The sequence below is a fragment of the Rhodobacter sp. 4.3.4 genome, assembly GCF_058724655.1.
The window spans coordinates 2,757,961-2,770,622 of sequence record NZ_CM178967.1; the positions used below are offsets into that span (position 1 = coordinate 2,757,961).

13 protein-coding genes and 1 riboswitch are annotated in these 12,662 nt (G+C 66.8%); of the genes, 5 read left to right on the forward strand and 8 right to left on the reverse strand.

Annotated elements, in window-relative coordinates:
- Positions 1-25: 25 nt before the first annotated feature.
- From AC4PTB_RS13595 to AC4PTB_RS13625, 7 genes are read right to left on the reverse strand one after another with little or no spacing between them, the layout of a single operon-like run.
- A complete protein-coding gene (locus tag AC4PTB_RS13595; RefSeq protein WP_492190459.1) occupies positions 26-886 on the reverse strand; it encodes a 1-acyl-sn-glycerol-3-phosphate acyltransferase in 861 nt (286 codons plus the stop codon).
- A gap of 25 nt (positions 887-911) precedes the next feature.
- Positions 912-1,184 carry an HPr family phosphocarrier protein gene (locus AC4PTB_RS13600; protein ID WP_492190460.1) on the reverse strand — a complete coding sequence of 91 codons (273 nt, stop codon included), beginning with the start codon at positions 1,182-1,184 and terminating at the stop codon, positions 912-914.
- Positions 1,181-1,582, reverse strand: a complete 402-nt coding sequence (locus AC4PTB_RS13605; RefSeq protein WP_013068539.1) for a PTS sugar transporter subunit IIA — start codon at positions 1,580-1,582, stop codon at positions 1,181-1,183. Before AC4PTB_RS13605 ends, AC4PTB_RS13600 begins: the two co-directional genes overlap by 4 nt.
- Positions 1,579-2,517: an RNase adapter RapZ gene (gene rapZ, locus AC4PTB_RS13610; protein ID WP_492190461.1), complete on the reverse strand. Its 939-nt coding sequence runs from the start codon at positions 2,515-2,517 to the stop codon at positions 1,579-1,581. Before rapZ ends, AC4PTB_RS13605 begins: the two co-directional genes overlap by 4 nt.
- Positions 2,490-2,909 (reverse strand): HPr kinase/phosphorylase, encoded by a 420-nt coding sequence (locus tag AC4PTB_RS13615; RefSeq protein WP_492190462.1) that lies wholly within the window; start codon positions 2,907-2,909, stop codon positions 2,490-2,492. The genes rapZ and AC4PTB_RS13615 overlap by 28 nt, the downstream gene beginning before the upstream one ends.
- A 3-nt stretch (positions 2,910-2,912) precedes the next feature.
- The gene (locus AC4PTB_RS13620; protein WP_492190463.1) at positions 2,913-4,655 is read right to left on the reverse strand and encodes a stimulus-sensing domain-containing protein; all 1,743 of its coding nucleotides are present in this window, start codon (positions 4,653-4,655) and stop codon (positions 2,913-2,915) included.
- The gene (locus AC4PTB_RS13625) at positions 4,652-5,353 is read right to left on the reverse strand and encodes a response regulator transcription factor (protein ID WP_013068543.1); all 702 of its coding nucleotides are present in this window, start codon (positions 5,351-5,353) and stop codon (positions 4,652-4,654) included. Before AC4PTB_RS13625 ends, AC4PTB_RS13620 begins: the two co-directional genes overlap by 4 nt.
- A gap of 325 nt (positions 5,354-5,678) precedes the next feature.
- On the opposite strand from AC4PTB_RS13625, the gene AC4PTB_RS13630 reads away from it, so the two are divergent.
- The gene (locus AC4PTB_RS13630; RefSeq protein ID WP_492190464.1) at positions 5,679-7,277 is read left to right on the forward strand and encodes a phosphoenolpyruvate carboxykinase; all 1,599 of its coding nucleotides are present in this window, start codon (positions 5,679-5,681) and stop codon (positions 7,275-7,277) included.
- A gap of 61 nt (positions 7,278-7,338) precedes the next feature.
- Here AC4PTB_RS13630 and rnr read toward each other — a convergent pair whose 3' ends face one another.
- Entirely contained in the window at positions 7,339-9,594 is a 2,256-nt protein-coding gene (gene rnr / locus AC4PTB_RS13635; RefSeq protein WP_492190465.1) for a ribonuclease R, read from the reverse strand.
- Between the two features lie 79 nt (positions 9,595-9,673).
- On the opposite strand from rnr, the gene mobA reads away from it, so the two are divergent.
- From mobA to thiD, 4 genes are all read left to right on the forward strand, one after another.
- A complete protein-coding gene (mobA, locus tag AC4PTB_RS13640; protein WP_492190466.1) occupies positions 9,674-10,252 on the forward strand; it encodes a molybdenum cofactor guanylyltransferase MobA in 579 nt (192 codons plus the stop codon).
- Positions 10,253-10,311: 59 nt separating this feature from the next.
- Positions 10,312-10,407, forward strand: a riboswitch (TPP riboswitch).
- 45 nt (positions 10,408-10,452) lie between these two features.
- A complete protein-coding gene (gene thiM / locus AC4PTB_RS13645; protein WP_492190467.1) occupies positions 10,453-11,259 on the forward strand; it encodes a hydroxyethylthiazole kinase in 807 nt (268 codons plus the stop codon).
- Positions 11,256-11,867, forward strand: a complete 612-nt coding sequence (thiE, locus tag AC4PTB_RS13650; protein ID WP_492190468.1) for a thiamine phosphate synthase — start codon at positions 11,256-11,258, stop codon at positions 11,865-11,867. The genes thiM and thiE overlap by 4 nt, the downstream gene beginning before the upstream one ends.
- Positions 11,864-12,661 (forward strand): bifunctional hydroxymethylpyrimidine kinase/phosphomethylpyrimidine kinase, encoded by a 798-nt coding sequence (thiD, locus tag AC4PTB_RS13655; protein ID WP_492190469.1) that lies wholly within the window; start codon positions 11,864-11,866, stop codon positions 12,659-12,661. The genes thiE and thiD overlap by 4 nt, the downstream gene beginning before the upstream one ends.
- Position 12,662: the final 1 nt, after the last annotated feature.

The window sequence follows — 12,662 nt, forward strand, 5'->3', positions numbered from 1 at the left end:
TTGCGCGCCGCGCGCAGCTGCGGCCTCAGTGCCGCAGCGCCAGGGTCTCGGCGCGCAGATCGGCGAGGAACTGGCGCGGATGTTTCAGCGCCTCGGCGATTTCGGCGGCGGTCTTCGGCTGCCCGATCACCGGCGATTGCGGCTTGAACAGCGCGCGCTTGATCTCATGCAGCAAAAGCCCCTGCCGCGGCGTCGCGCCCAGCTTGTTGGCGATCTGATAGGCGCGCGAATTCTTGCCGGGGAAATAGATCGGCAGCACCGACGCGCCCGAGCGCGCCAGCATCTTCGCGGTGAACGGGTTCCATTCGCCCTCGATCGCCGGGCCGAAATAGGTCTTCGAATGCGCCACCGCGCCCGCCGGAAACAGCACGATCACGCCGCCGCGTTTCAGCTGCGCCATGCATTCGGCCCGCATCTTCAGGCTTTCCTCCTGCGCATTCGGCTCATGCGGGAAGGGCACCGGCAGCATGAATTCCTCGATCTCGGGAATGCCGGTCAGCAGCGAGCGGGTCAGGATCTTGTAATCGGTCCGCACCTGCCCGATCAGCCAGGCCAGCACCATGCCGTCAACCAGCCCGTGCGGGTGGTTCGCGACGACGACGAGCGGCCCGGTCGCGGGGATGCGGGCGATTTCGGCGGCGGGGGTCTGCACCTCGATCCCCATGATCTCCAGCGCCTGCGGCCAGAACGGCTGACCCACCGGCGCGCCGCGACGCTCGAACTTGCGGATCAGCTGCAACAGCGTCCATTTCGCCGTCAGCCATTCGATGGTGCGGATCGTATTCGCCTTCCACGGGTTGGTGAATGTCCCCGCATAGGACAGCCGCTTGATATCATAGGGTTTTTGTTCGACCAACATGCGGTCGACGGGTTGGCTGTCGGTCACGACACTTCCCTTCTTGCCTTGCGGCTCACATCTCTTCGCCGAAGCGGTCGGCCACCAGCGCCGCCAGCGCCCCGGACAATTTCTCGGCCTCGGGGCCGAAGGTCGTGACCTCGATCGTGGTCCCGCGCGAGGCGGCCAGCATCAGCAGCCCCATGATCGAATCGCCCGAGACCTTCATCCCGTCCTTTTCGACCTCGGCGCTGGCGTCATGCGCCTCGACCACTTCCACGAACCGCGCCGAGGCCCGCGCATGCAGGCCCTTTTCGTTCACGATCTTCAAGACCTTGCTGACACTCACTTGGCCGAGGCTCCGCCCGTCGAATAGCAATTGATATATTTGCGACCGGCATCCAGCGAGGCTTCGACCGCCGCATGCACGCCCAAAGAGCGCGATTTGGCGAGCTTTATCAGCAAGGGCAGATTGGCACCATAGATGATCTCGCGCCCGCCAGCCTCGCAGGCCATCAGGCTCAGGTTCGAGGGCGAGCCGCCGAACATGTCGGTGACGACGACAACCCCGGCACCGCTGTCGACCGCATCGGCGGCGGCGCGGATCTCGGCCTGTTTCGCCGCCCGGTCATGGTCGTCTTCTATGGTGATGGCACGGATGCCCTCCTGAGGGCCGACGACATGTTCGACCGCCGCGAGATATTCCCGCGCCAAACCCCCATGTGCCACGATCACGATCCCGATCACGCGCCCTCTGCCTCTTTCCCTGTGGGCATGGCCTGTGCCCGCCGTTCCAGCTCCCTGTGCCGTTTAGACACTTGCCAGTTCGCCTGTGCAAGGGCCTTGGCCACCGCTTCCGTTACGGCAACCGAACGGTGTTGCCCGCCGGTACATCCAAAGCCCACGGCCAGATGGGCCTTGCCTTCGTCCAGATGTGCCGGAAGCTGAAACAGCAGTAGATCACACACCTTCTGAATGAAGGGTTGATAGCGGGCATCGCCCTGCACATGCGCCGCCACCGCCGGATCAAGCCCGGTCAGCGGCCGCAACTCCGCGACCCAATGCGGATTCGCCAGAAACCGGCAGTCGAACATCATGTCGAGGCCGCGCGGCACGCCGCGCTTGTAGCTGAAACTGTGCAGCGAAATCGCCAGCCGCGAGATCTGCCCCATGTCGAACCAGCGCCCGACCTCGGCGCGCAGATCATGCGGGCTCATCGTCGAGCTGTCGATCAGCACATCGGCGCGCATGCGGATCGGCGCCAGCATGTCGAATTCCTGCACGATCCCCGACAGCGGCTGCGCCTGCGGCGCCAGCGGATGGCGGCGCCGGGTCTCGGAATAGCGCCGGATCAGCGCCTCGGGCGTGGCGTCCAGATAGAGCACCTCAAGCAGCAGCCCCGACTCGCGCGTCAGCCAGTCGATCAGCTCGATCAGCGCCGCGACCGAGAAATCGCGGTTGCGCACATCGATGCCAAGCGCCATCGGCCGGGTCAGCGGCCCGTCGATCAGCCGCGGCACCAGCGAGAGCGGCAGGTTGTTGATCGCCTCGTAGCCCAGATCCTCGAGCGCCACGATCGCGGTGGTGCGCCCCGCCCCCGAAGGGCCGGTGACAAGAACCAGCCGGTTCACCGTCTCGGTTGCCGCGCGTTCGTTCACATCGCTCTCCCGGCCTTCAGCCATTGCAGGATCACCGCCTCAAGATGACCATGTTGCAGGCGCAGCACAAGGGGCAGGGTGACACCAAGGAAGGCAATCTCTCGTGAGGGCGGCAGCCTTTCGGTCTCGTCGCGGCCCAGATCGACCGCCAGCACGATCCGCGCCTGCGCCAGCGCCTCGGCGCGCAGGATGCCGGCGCCGCGCGCCTCGATCAGACCGGCGATCGGCGCGGGGGCGCGGGCGATCAGCGCCCCCGCCTGCACCGTCAGCGCCACCCCGTCATCGGCGACAAGCCGCGCCCCAAGCGCCATCAGCCGCAGCGCGAGGCTCGATTTCCCCGCCCCCGAGGGACCAAGGATCAGCACCCCCGCATCGGGGGTCAGCGCAACCGCCGAGGCATGCAGCGGCGGGCCCAAGGCTCAGACCGGCAGGCCGACGACGAAACGGGCGCCCAGCGGCTCCGAGGTGATGTCGGCATCGGTCGGGCGGATGTTCTCGGCCCAGATCACCCCGCCATGCGCCTCGACGATCTGTTTCGAGATCGCCAGCCCCAGGCCGGAATGATCGCCGAACTGCCCCTCGGGACGTTGCGAATAGAAGCGCTTGAAGACCTTGGTCAGCGCCTGTTCGGGAATCCCCGGCCCGGTATCCTCGACCACCACCAGCACCCGGTTCTCGCGCTTGCGCGCCCAGACCCGCACCGCGTCGCCCTCTTCGCAGAAGCTGATCGCATTGCTGATCAGATTGACGAAAACCTGTGCCAGACGCGCTTCAAGGCCGGTGATGCGGATCGGCTCCGCGGGCAGGTCGGTGATGAATTCGACCCCCTTCTCTCCCGCTTCCCGGCCCAGATGCTCGCCCAGATTGGCAAGCATCTTCAACAGGTCGAAGGGTTCTTCCTGTTCCTTGACCAGATCGCTGTCGAGCCGCGAGGCGTTCGAAATGTCGCTCACCAGCCGGTCAAGGCGGCGCACGTCATGGTCGATCACCTCCAGCAGGCGGGTGCGCTGATCCTCGCGCTTGACCACATGCAGCGAGGCCACGGCCGAGCGCAGCGAGGCGAGCGGGTTCTTGATCTCATGCGACACATCGGCGGCGAATTGTTCATTCGCGTCGATGCGGTCATAAAGTGCGGTGACCATGCCGCGCAGCGCCCCCGAAAGCCGCCCGATCTCGTCGGGGCGGGCGGTCAGGTCGGGAATGCGGACCCGGCCCGGCGTCACCATGCGAGACTGCCGGTCGCGGCCGATCTCGGCGGCGGCGGCCAGGTCGGAAAGCGGGTTGGCGATGGTCGAGGCCAGCACCAGCGACAGCCCGATCGAGACGATCATCGCCACGACGAACATTTGCAACACCTGTTCGCGCTCGACCCGGACAAGCTTGTCGATCTCGCCCGCGGCCGAGGTCATCGCCACGGTGCCGACATGGCTGCCGTTCTGGAAAAGCCCGGTCGCCACCGAAAAGATCGTCGCCCCCGAGGTGTCGCGCCGCGTCGCCATCACCGTCTGCCTGGCTGCGACCTGCGGCACCAGCGCCTCGGCCATCGCCCGGGTATCGACGGGCACCGCCGAGGCCTGATTGCGATGGGCCAGCCGGGTCAGCCAGTCCCAGGCGCTGTTGAGCAGATCGGTGATCAGCGTCGAGCGGGTGTCGATGCCGAGCCCCTCGACCCTTTCGCGCGGCGCGGTGCCGACCGCGGCGGAATCCGCCAGCAGATTGCCAGCCGCATCAAAGACATAGACTGTCGTCCCCTCGGGCAGTTCGATCCCGCGCATGACCTCGACGACATCGATCCCGTCAGCCGCCGCCAAATTGACCGGCGCCGCCAGCGGCATCCGCGCCTCGAAGACATCGGCGATCAGCTCGGCCTCGCTGACGATGGCGCTTTCGCGCTGAAACACCAGGCTGTCGCGGAACGGGTTCAGATAAAGCACGCCCGCCACCATGACCAGCATGGCAAGCAGGTTGAAGGTGATGATCTTGCGCGCGAGCGGCGAGTGGTTCAGCGAAATGAAGCTGCGCCGTTCCCGGCCCCGGGCCAGATCCTCATCGACCGCGCCCGAGGGCGCGACCCAGTCCTCGCCCAGAACCACATCCGTCTCGGATTTCGCGGCCTTGATCACATCCCCCCGCCTTGCTGCAAGAAATCCGGCAATGGTCATTCTTCGTTGTAACGATAACCGATGCCGTAAAGCGTCTCGATCGCCGAGAAATCGTCATCCACCGTGCGCATCTTCTTGCGCAGCCGCTTGATATGGCTGTCGATGGTGCGATCGTCGACATAGACCTGATCGTCATAGGCGACATCCATCAGCTGATCGCGGCTTTTCACGAAGCCGGGCCGGATCGCCAGCGCCTGCAGCAGCAGGAATTCCGTCACCGTCAGCGTCACCTCGCGGCCCTTCCAGGTCACCGAATGGCGCAACGGGTCCATGGACAGGGACCCGCGCACGATCACCTTGGTATCTTCGGCCACCGGCGCTTCGCCGGTCGAGATCGCCTCCTGCCGGCGCAGAAGCGCCCGGATACGTTCGACCAGAAGCCGCTGGCTGAAGGGTTTCTTGACGTAATCGTCGGCGCCCATGCGCAGGCCCAGAACCTCGTCGATCTCGTCATCCTTCGAGGTCAGGAAGATCACCGGCATCGTCGTCTTCTGCCGCAGCCGCTGCAGCAGTTCCATCCCGTCCATCCGCGGCATCTTGATGTCGAGCACGGCCATGTCGGGCAGCCGCTTGCTGAACGCGTCGAGCGCGGCCTGACCGTCATTATAGGTCTCGACCTCGTAGCCCTCCGCCTCGAGCGTCATCGAGACCGACGTCAGAATGTTGCGGTCGTCATCGACCAGCGCGATCCTCGACATGTGCTGCACCTCATACTGCCTGTATTATGATTGCCGCCATTGTCCGCTTTCCGGCCCCCGGAATCAACCGCGATGTGCGAATCGCCCCCGCTGCGGGAATCATCTCAATGCAAAAAAGCGAAGGTTTGACTAATTTGTCTCACCTCTTCGCGATGATGGCGCTAAATCGGCTCTGTTTGCGCTAGCTGCGACAAACCCTGCTGTTCCTTCGCAATTGCCCCATGGTATAGGGCGCCATCCGCAACAATCTTGCGCGGATCGGTGCCCGCCCGTAACGGGCGCCGCGAGGAACCACTGCGCCGCAGGGCGGCAACGGGAGCGAAACATGAGCATCGGACGCGTGAACCCGGCGAAGAAGCTGGAAGATCAGGGCATCACTGGTCTCGGCAACGTCTATTACAACCTGCTGGAACCCGCGCTCATCGAACTGGCGCTCAAGAACGGGGAAGGCACGCTTGGCAAGGGCGGGGCTTTCTACTGCTCGACCGGCAAGCACACCGGCCGGTCGCCGAAAGACAAGTTCGTCGTCCGCACCGCCAGCGTCGAAGACACGATCTGGTGGGAAAACAACAAGCCGATGGATCCGGCCAAGTTCGACGTGCTGCATGCCGACATGCTGGCGCATATGAAGGGCAAGGATTTCGTCGTCGAGGATCTTTATGGCGGTGCCGATCCGGCGCATCGTCTCGATGTGCGTCTGGTGGCCGAACTGGCCTGGCACGGGCTTTTCCTGCGCACCATGCTGCGCCGCCCCGCCCGCGAAGAGCTGGACACGTTCAACCCGGAATGGACGATCATCAACTGCCCGTCGTTCAAGGCCGACCCGGAACGCCATGGCTGCCGTTCGGAAACGGTGATCGCGCTCAACTTCGACAAGAAGCTGATCCTGATCGGCAACACCGCCTATGCCGGTGAAAACAAGAAGGGCGTGTTCACCCTTCTGAACTACATCCTGCCCGGCAAGGGCGTGATGGCGATGCACTGCTCGGCCAACCATGCGATCGACAACCCCGATGACTCGGCCGTCTTCTTCGGCCTGTCGGGCACCGGCAAGACGACGCTTTCGGCCGACCCGTCGCGCGTGCTGATCGGCGATGACGAACACGGCTGGTCGGAAAAGGGCATCTTCAACTTCGAGGGCGGCTGCTACGCCAAGACCATCAACCTCTCGAAGGAAGCGGAACCGGACATCTACAACACCTGCTCGATGTTCGGCACCGTGGTCGAAAACATGGTCTTCGACCCGGAAACGCTGGAACTTGACTTCTTCGACAGCTCGCTGACGGAAAACATGCGCTGCGCTTACCCGCTGCACTATATCGGCAACGCGTCCGATACCGCGCTCGGTGGCCATCCGAAGAACGTGATCATGCTGACCTGCGACGCTTACGGCGTGCTGCCGCCGATCGCGCGTCTGACGCCCGCGCAGGCGATGTATCACTTCCTCTCGGGCTTCACCTCGAAGACGCCGGGGACGGAAGTGGGCATCGTCGAGCCGGTTCCGACCTTCTCGACCTGCTTTGGCGCGCCCTTCATGCCGCGTCGTCCCGAGGTCTATGGCAAACTGCTCGCCGCGAAGATCGCCGAACATGGCGCCTCGTGCTGGCTCGTCAACACCGGCTGGAGCGGCGGTGCCTTTGGCGTGGGCAAGCGGATGCCGATCAAGGCCACCCGCGCGCTGCTCACCGCCGCGCTCGACGGCTCGCTGCATGATGTCGAGTTCCGCAAGGACCCGAACTTCGGCTTCGAAGTCCCGGTCGCGGTGCATGACGTGGACAGCAAGCTCTTGAACCCGCGCGAGACCTGGGCCGACAAGGCCGCCTTCGACGCGCAGGCGGCGAAGCTGGTGAAGATGTTCGCCGACAACTTCGCGCAATATCTGCCCTATGTGGACGAAGACGTGAAAGCCGTCGCGATCGGCTGAACCGTCTGACAAGACAAAGGGCCGGGGATTTCCCCGGCCCTTTCCTTTTGTTGCTCGCCGCTTATTTGCGGGTGCGTTTCACTTTACGCGAAATCGCCCGTTCCTTCGCCTTGAAGGCCACGGATTTCCGCCCCGGACGGAACGGCCGCTTGCCGCCCCTGCCCGCGCCGGGCATCGCCTGACCTTCGAGCTCCAGCAATTCCAGCTCCAGCCCGCCGGTCACCGGCACGGCCTCGGCCAGCCGCACCAGCACCCGTTGCCCGATGCCCAGCGTGATGCCGCTGTCGGCGCCGATCAGCTGTTGCGCCTCGCGGTCGTAATGGAAGAATTCCCGCCCCACGGATCGGATCGGCACCAGACCATCCGCCCCGGTCTCATCCAGCTTCACGAAGGCGCCGAATTTCTGCACGCCGCTGATCCGCCCGGTAAATTCGCTGCCCACCCGCTCGCTCAGATAGGCCGCCAGATAGCGGTCGGTGGTGTCGCGTTCCGCCGCCATCGAGCGCCGTTCGGTCTCGGAGATGTGCTGCGCGGTGTCTTCCAGCTGGGCGATGTCGTCGCGGCTCAGCCCATCCTTGCCCCAGCCATGCCCGGCAATCAGCGCCCGATGCACGATCAGGTCGGAATAGCGCCGGATCGGACTGGTGAAATGCGCGTAAGACCGCAGCGCCAGCCCGAAATGCCCCAGATTCTGCGGCGCATAATAGGCCTGCGTCATCGAGCGCAGGGTGGAAATGTTGATCAGCTCGTCAAACTCGCTGCCCTCGGCGTCGTTCAGAAGCCGGTTCAGATGCGCGGTCTTCAGCACCTGCCCCTTCGCCAGCGAAAACCCCGAAGCCTGCGCAACCTCGCGCAGCGCATCGATTTTCTCGGGCGAGGGCTCCTCGTGCACGCGGTAAAGCAGCGGGCGGCGCAGCCGTTCCAGCTCCTCGGCCGCGGCGACATTGGCCAGCACCATGAATTCCTCGATCAGCCGGTGCGCATCCAGCCTTTCCTTGAACTTGACCGAGGCGACCTTGCCCGCCGCGTCAATCTCGATCCGGCGTTCGGGCAGGTCAAGCTCCAGCGGCTGGCGCAGGGCCCGCGCCCGGGTCTGCGCCCGGTAACAGGCGTAGATCGGCGCGATGATCTCCGCGACCAAGGGCGCGGTCTTGTCATCGGGGCGCCCATCCTGTGCCGCCTGCACCTGCGCATATTCGAGCGAGGCGACCGAGCGGATGATGCCGCGGGTGAAGCGATGCGCAATCTTGCGCCCCTCGGAGGAGACCTTCATCCGCACCGCCAGCACCGCGCGCGGCACATGTTCGTGCAAGGAACACAGATCGCCCGACAGCCGGTCGGGCAGCATCGGCACCACCCGGTCGGGGAAATAGGTGGAATTGCCGCGATTGCGCGCCTCGCGATCCAGCGCCGATCCCGGGCGGACGTAATGCGCAACATCCGCAATGGCGACCCACAGAAGGAACCCGCCCGGGTTCGCCGGATCGTCGTCGGGGGCCACGAAACAGGCGTCGTCGCGGTCGCGGGCATCGGCCGGGTCGATGGTGACGAAAGGCAGGCCGGTCAGGTCTTCGCGGTCGCCCAAAGCGGCGGGGATTTCGGCATCGGCCTCGGCGATCACCTCATCGGGGAAATCGTCGGGAATGCCGTGCTGGTGAATGGCGATCAGCGACACCGCCCGCGGCGCGGTCGGATCGCCCAGCCGCTCGACGATGCGCGCCCGCGGCAGGCCCATCCGGCCCTTCGGCCCCGATTGTTCCGCCTCGACCAATTCGCCGTCGCGGGCATCACTCGTCGCCCCGGGCGGCACGATCCATTCATTCATCTCGCCCTTGTCGATGGGCGTGATCCGCCCCCCTTCCGCCCCCTTGCGGAAGATGCCGACGATGCGATGACGCGCCTGGCCAAGCTTGCGAATGAGCCGCGCCTCGGGGCCTTCGGGGCCTTGCGCAATCCGCGCCAGCACGCGTTCACCGGGCCCCACGGCGGGATCGTCGCGGCGGGTCAGAAAGGCGATCCGCGGCGCCTCGCCGGGACCGGCCCATTCCAAAGGCCGCGCCCAAAGATCGCCCATGCCATCGGCGGGCAGGATTTCGAGCACCGTCACCGGCGGCAGGCTGGCCTGATCATGATAATGGCTCTTGCGCCGGGTGATCTGGCCCTCGGCGCTCAGCTCTTTCAAAAGGCGCTTCAACTCGATCTTCGCCGCGCCCTTCAGGCCGAAGGCCTTGGCGATATCGCGTTTCGCCCCCTGATCGGGGTTGTCGGCGATCCAGTCGAGGATCTGCTGCTTCGTCGGGATGGGGCTTTGTGTCATGGCCTTGCCTAGCACGACGGCGTCGCGCAAGAAAGTGGGGCTGCACGGGACGGCGGAGGGGCAAGGCGAAAGGCGGCGCATGCGGATCGTGGGGGTCATTCTGGCGGGCGGTCAGGGGCGGCGGATGGGGCGCGAAAAGGCGCTGCTGCCGCTTTTGGGCCTGCCGCTGATCGCGCGGGTGCTGGAACGGCTCGCGCCGCAGGTCGCCGCGGTGGCGATCTCGGCCAATGGCGACCCGGACCGCTTCGGCCTTGGCCTGCCGGTGCTGCCCGACTGGCCCGGGGAATCGGGGCTTGGCCCGCTGGCGGGCATCCGTGCCGGGCTGGACTGGGCAGTCGGGATGGGCGCCGGGGCGCTGGTCAGCGTGGCCACCGACACGCCGTTTCTGCCCGCCGATCTGGTGGAACGGCTGGCCGCGGCGGGGTGTCCCGCCCATGCGCAAAGCTTCGGGCGCAACCATTACACCGCAGCACTCTGGCCGGTGGCGGACCGCGCCCGGATCGACGCGCTCTTCGCCGCGGGCGAGCGGCGGATGCGCGCCGGTCTGGCGGGGGCGGTCGCCGTGCCCTTCGACACGACGCCCGATCCCTTCGCCAATCTCAACACCCCCGAAGACCTCGCCCGGGCCGAGGCGCGGCTGCGCGCGACCGCGCCCTGACCCCGCACCGGCGCCCGCACCGGGGCTACTGGACAAGCCCCGCCATCCGTGCTTCCTTGCCGCTGCGACAGGGGCGTCCGGGGATCCGGGCTGAGAAGCACCCTTTGAACCTGAACCAGATCATGCTGGCGTAGGGAGTCCGCAACCGGTGCCGGGTCCCTGCCCGCCCGGCTTCGGTCTTCCGCGTCATGGGAGGACCGATGACCGAAACCGCACCGTTCGCAGATGTCGGACAGCAGCTTGCCCGGATGCGCGCCGCCGCGCCGCTGGTGCACAACATCACCAATTTCGTCGCGATGAACGTGATGGCGAATATCGAGCTGGCGGTGGGCGCCTCGCCCGCGATGCTGCATGGCTTGCCCGAAGTGACGGAATTTGCCGCGCTTTGCAATGCGCTGTCGGTGAATATCGGCACGGCGGATGCCAACTGGGCCGAAGCCATGGTGCAGGCGGCGCGGGTGATGCGGCGGCTCGACCGGCCCTGGGTACTCGATCCGGTCGGCATCGGCGCGACGCAGTTCCGCAAGGATCTTTGCGCCCGGCTGCTTGATCTGCGCCCGACGGTGATCCGCGCCAATGCCTCGGAGATCCTCGCGCTGGCGGGGCTGGGCGGGCAGGCGCATGGCGTCGATGCGCGCGACACCGTCGCGGCGGCGGAGACGGCGGCGGTGCAGCTGGCCGGGCAGACCGGCGGGGTGGTCGCGGTCTCGGGGCCGGTCGATTACGTCACCGACGGGAGCCGCGCCTTCCGCATCGGCAATGGCCATGCGCTGATGCCGCAGGTGACCGCGCTCGGCTGTTCGCTCAATGGCGTGATCGCGGCCTTTCTGGTCGGGCAAAAGCCGCTTGAGGCGACGGTGGCGGCGATGGCCTATTACGGTCTGGCGGGCGAGATCGCCGCGCGGACCGCGCAAGGCCCGGGCAGTTTCGCCGTGGCGTTCCTGGACGCGCTGGCCAATCTGACGCCCGAGGCGCTGAGTGCCGGGGCAAAGGTGAGCGCGGCATGATCGGGCCGGTTTACGTCATCACCGACCCGGGCGCGGCGCTTTCCGTGCCCGATCAGGCCCGCGCCGCGGCTCGCGGCGGCGCCCGTGCGGTGCAGCTGCGCGACAAGACCGCTTCGGATGCCGAGCTGCTGGCGCTCGCCCGGCAGCTGTTGCCCGAGATGCGGGCGCATGGGGTGAAGCTCTTCCTCAATGACCGGATCGAGGTGGCGATCGCCGCCGGGGCGGACGGGCTGCATATCGGGCAAGGCGACGGCGACCCCGTCGCCATCCGCGCCCGGATCGGGGCGGGGATGCTGCTCGGTCTTTCGATCGACACCGAGGCGCAGGCCCGCGCCCTGCTCGGCTGTGTCGATTACATCGGCGCCGGGCCGGTGCGCGAGACGGCGACGAAACCCGATGCCGCCGCACCCTTCGGCTTTGACGGTCTGGCCCGGATCGCCCGGCTGGTCGCGGTGCCCACGCTCGCCATCGGCGGGCTGACCCGGGCCGACATTCCGGCGCTGAAAGCCGCGGGCGTCGCCGGGATGGCCGTGGTGTCCGCCGTCACCCGCGCCCCCGACGCCGAGGCTGCCTGCCGGGCGCTGGTGCAGGACTGGAGGCGCGGATGATCCCCAACATTCTTTCGATCGCCGGCTCCGACCCCTCGGGCGGGGCGGGGATTCAGGCGGATCTCAAGGCGATTTCCGCCAATGGCGGCTATGCGATGGCGGCGCTGACCGCGCTGACCGCACAAAACACCTGCGGCGTGACCGGCGTCGATCCGGTCCGCCCCGAGATGGTGACGGCGCAGATCGCCGCGATCCGCGCCGATATCCGCATCGATGCGGTGAAGATCGGCATGCTGGGCGATGGCGCGACCATCGCCGCCGTCGCCGCGGCGCTCGGGGGGCTTGCCGCCCCTCTCGTCCTGGACCCGGTGATGGTGGCGAAGGGCGGCGACCGGCTCTTGGCCGCCGAGGCGGTGACGGCGCTGCGCCAGATCCTGCTGCCGCGCGCCGCGGTGATCACCCCGAACCTGCCCGAGGCGGCCGATCTTCTGGGCTGCGCCGTCGCGCAGGGCCGGGCCGAGATGGTCGCGCAGGCGCGCGGGCTGCGGGTGCTCGGCGCGCGGGCGGTCTATCTCAAGGGCGGGCATCTGCCCGGGGCCATCTGCCCCGATCTGCTGCTGGATGCGCAGGGCGAGCTCTGGTTCGAGGCGCCGCGCGTCGAAACGCAGAACACCCATGGCACCGGCTGCACCCTGTCTTCGGCGCTGGCGACGCAGCTGGCCCGCATCCCCGATCTGCGCCAGGCCGCCGCCGCCGCCCGCGCCTATACCCTGCGCGCCATCGCCGCGGCCGACCGGCTTTCGGTCGGACAAGGCCATGGCCCGCTGGATCACTTCTTTGCCCAAAGGTCGTAAG

Coding starts and splice junctions, on each gene's coding strand:
- AC4PTB_RS13630 (WP_492190464.1), top strand. CDS start 5,679: ATGAGCATCGGACGCGTGAACCCGGCGAAGAAGCTGGAAGATCAGGGC.
- mobA (WP_492190466.1), top strand. CDS start 9,674: ATGCGGATCGTGGGGGTCATTCTGGCGGGCGGTCAGGGGCGGCGGATG.
- thiM (WP_492190467.1), top strand. CDS start 10,453: ATGACCGAAACCGCACCGTTCGCAGATGTCGGACAGCAGCTTGCCCGG.
- rapZ (WP_492190461.1), bottom strand. CDS start 2,517: ATGGCTGAAGGCCGGGAGAGCGATGTGAACGAACGCGCGGCAACCGAG.
- thiE (WP_492190468.1), top strand. CDS start 11,256: ATGATCGGGCCGGTTTACGTCATCACCGACCCGGGCGCGGCGCTTTCC.
- AC4PTB_RS13620 (WP_492190463.1), bottom strand. CDS start 4,655: ATGACCATTGCCGGATTTCTTGCAGCAAGGCGGGGGGATGTGATCAAG.
- rnr (WP_492190465.1), bottom strand. CDS start 9,594: ATGACACAAAGCCCCATCCCGACGAAGCAGCAGATCCTCGACTGGATC.
- AC4PTB_RS13625 (WP_013068543.1), bottom strand. CDS start 5,353: ATGTCGAGGATCGCGCTGGTCGATGACGACCGCAACATTCTGACGTCG.
- thiD (WP_492190469.1), top strand. CDS start 11,864: ATGATCCCCAACATTCTTTCGATCGCCGGCTCCGACCCCTCGGGCGGG.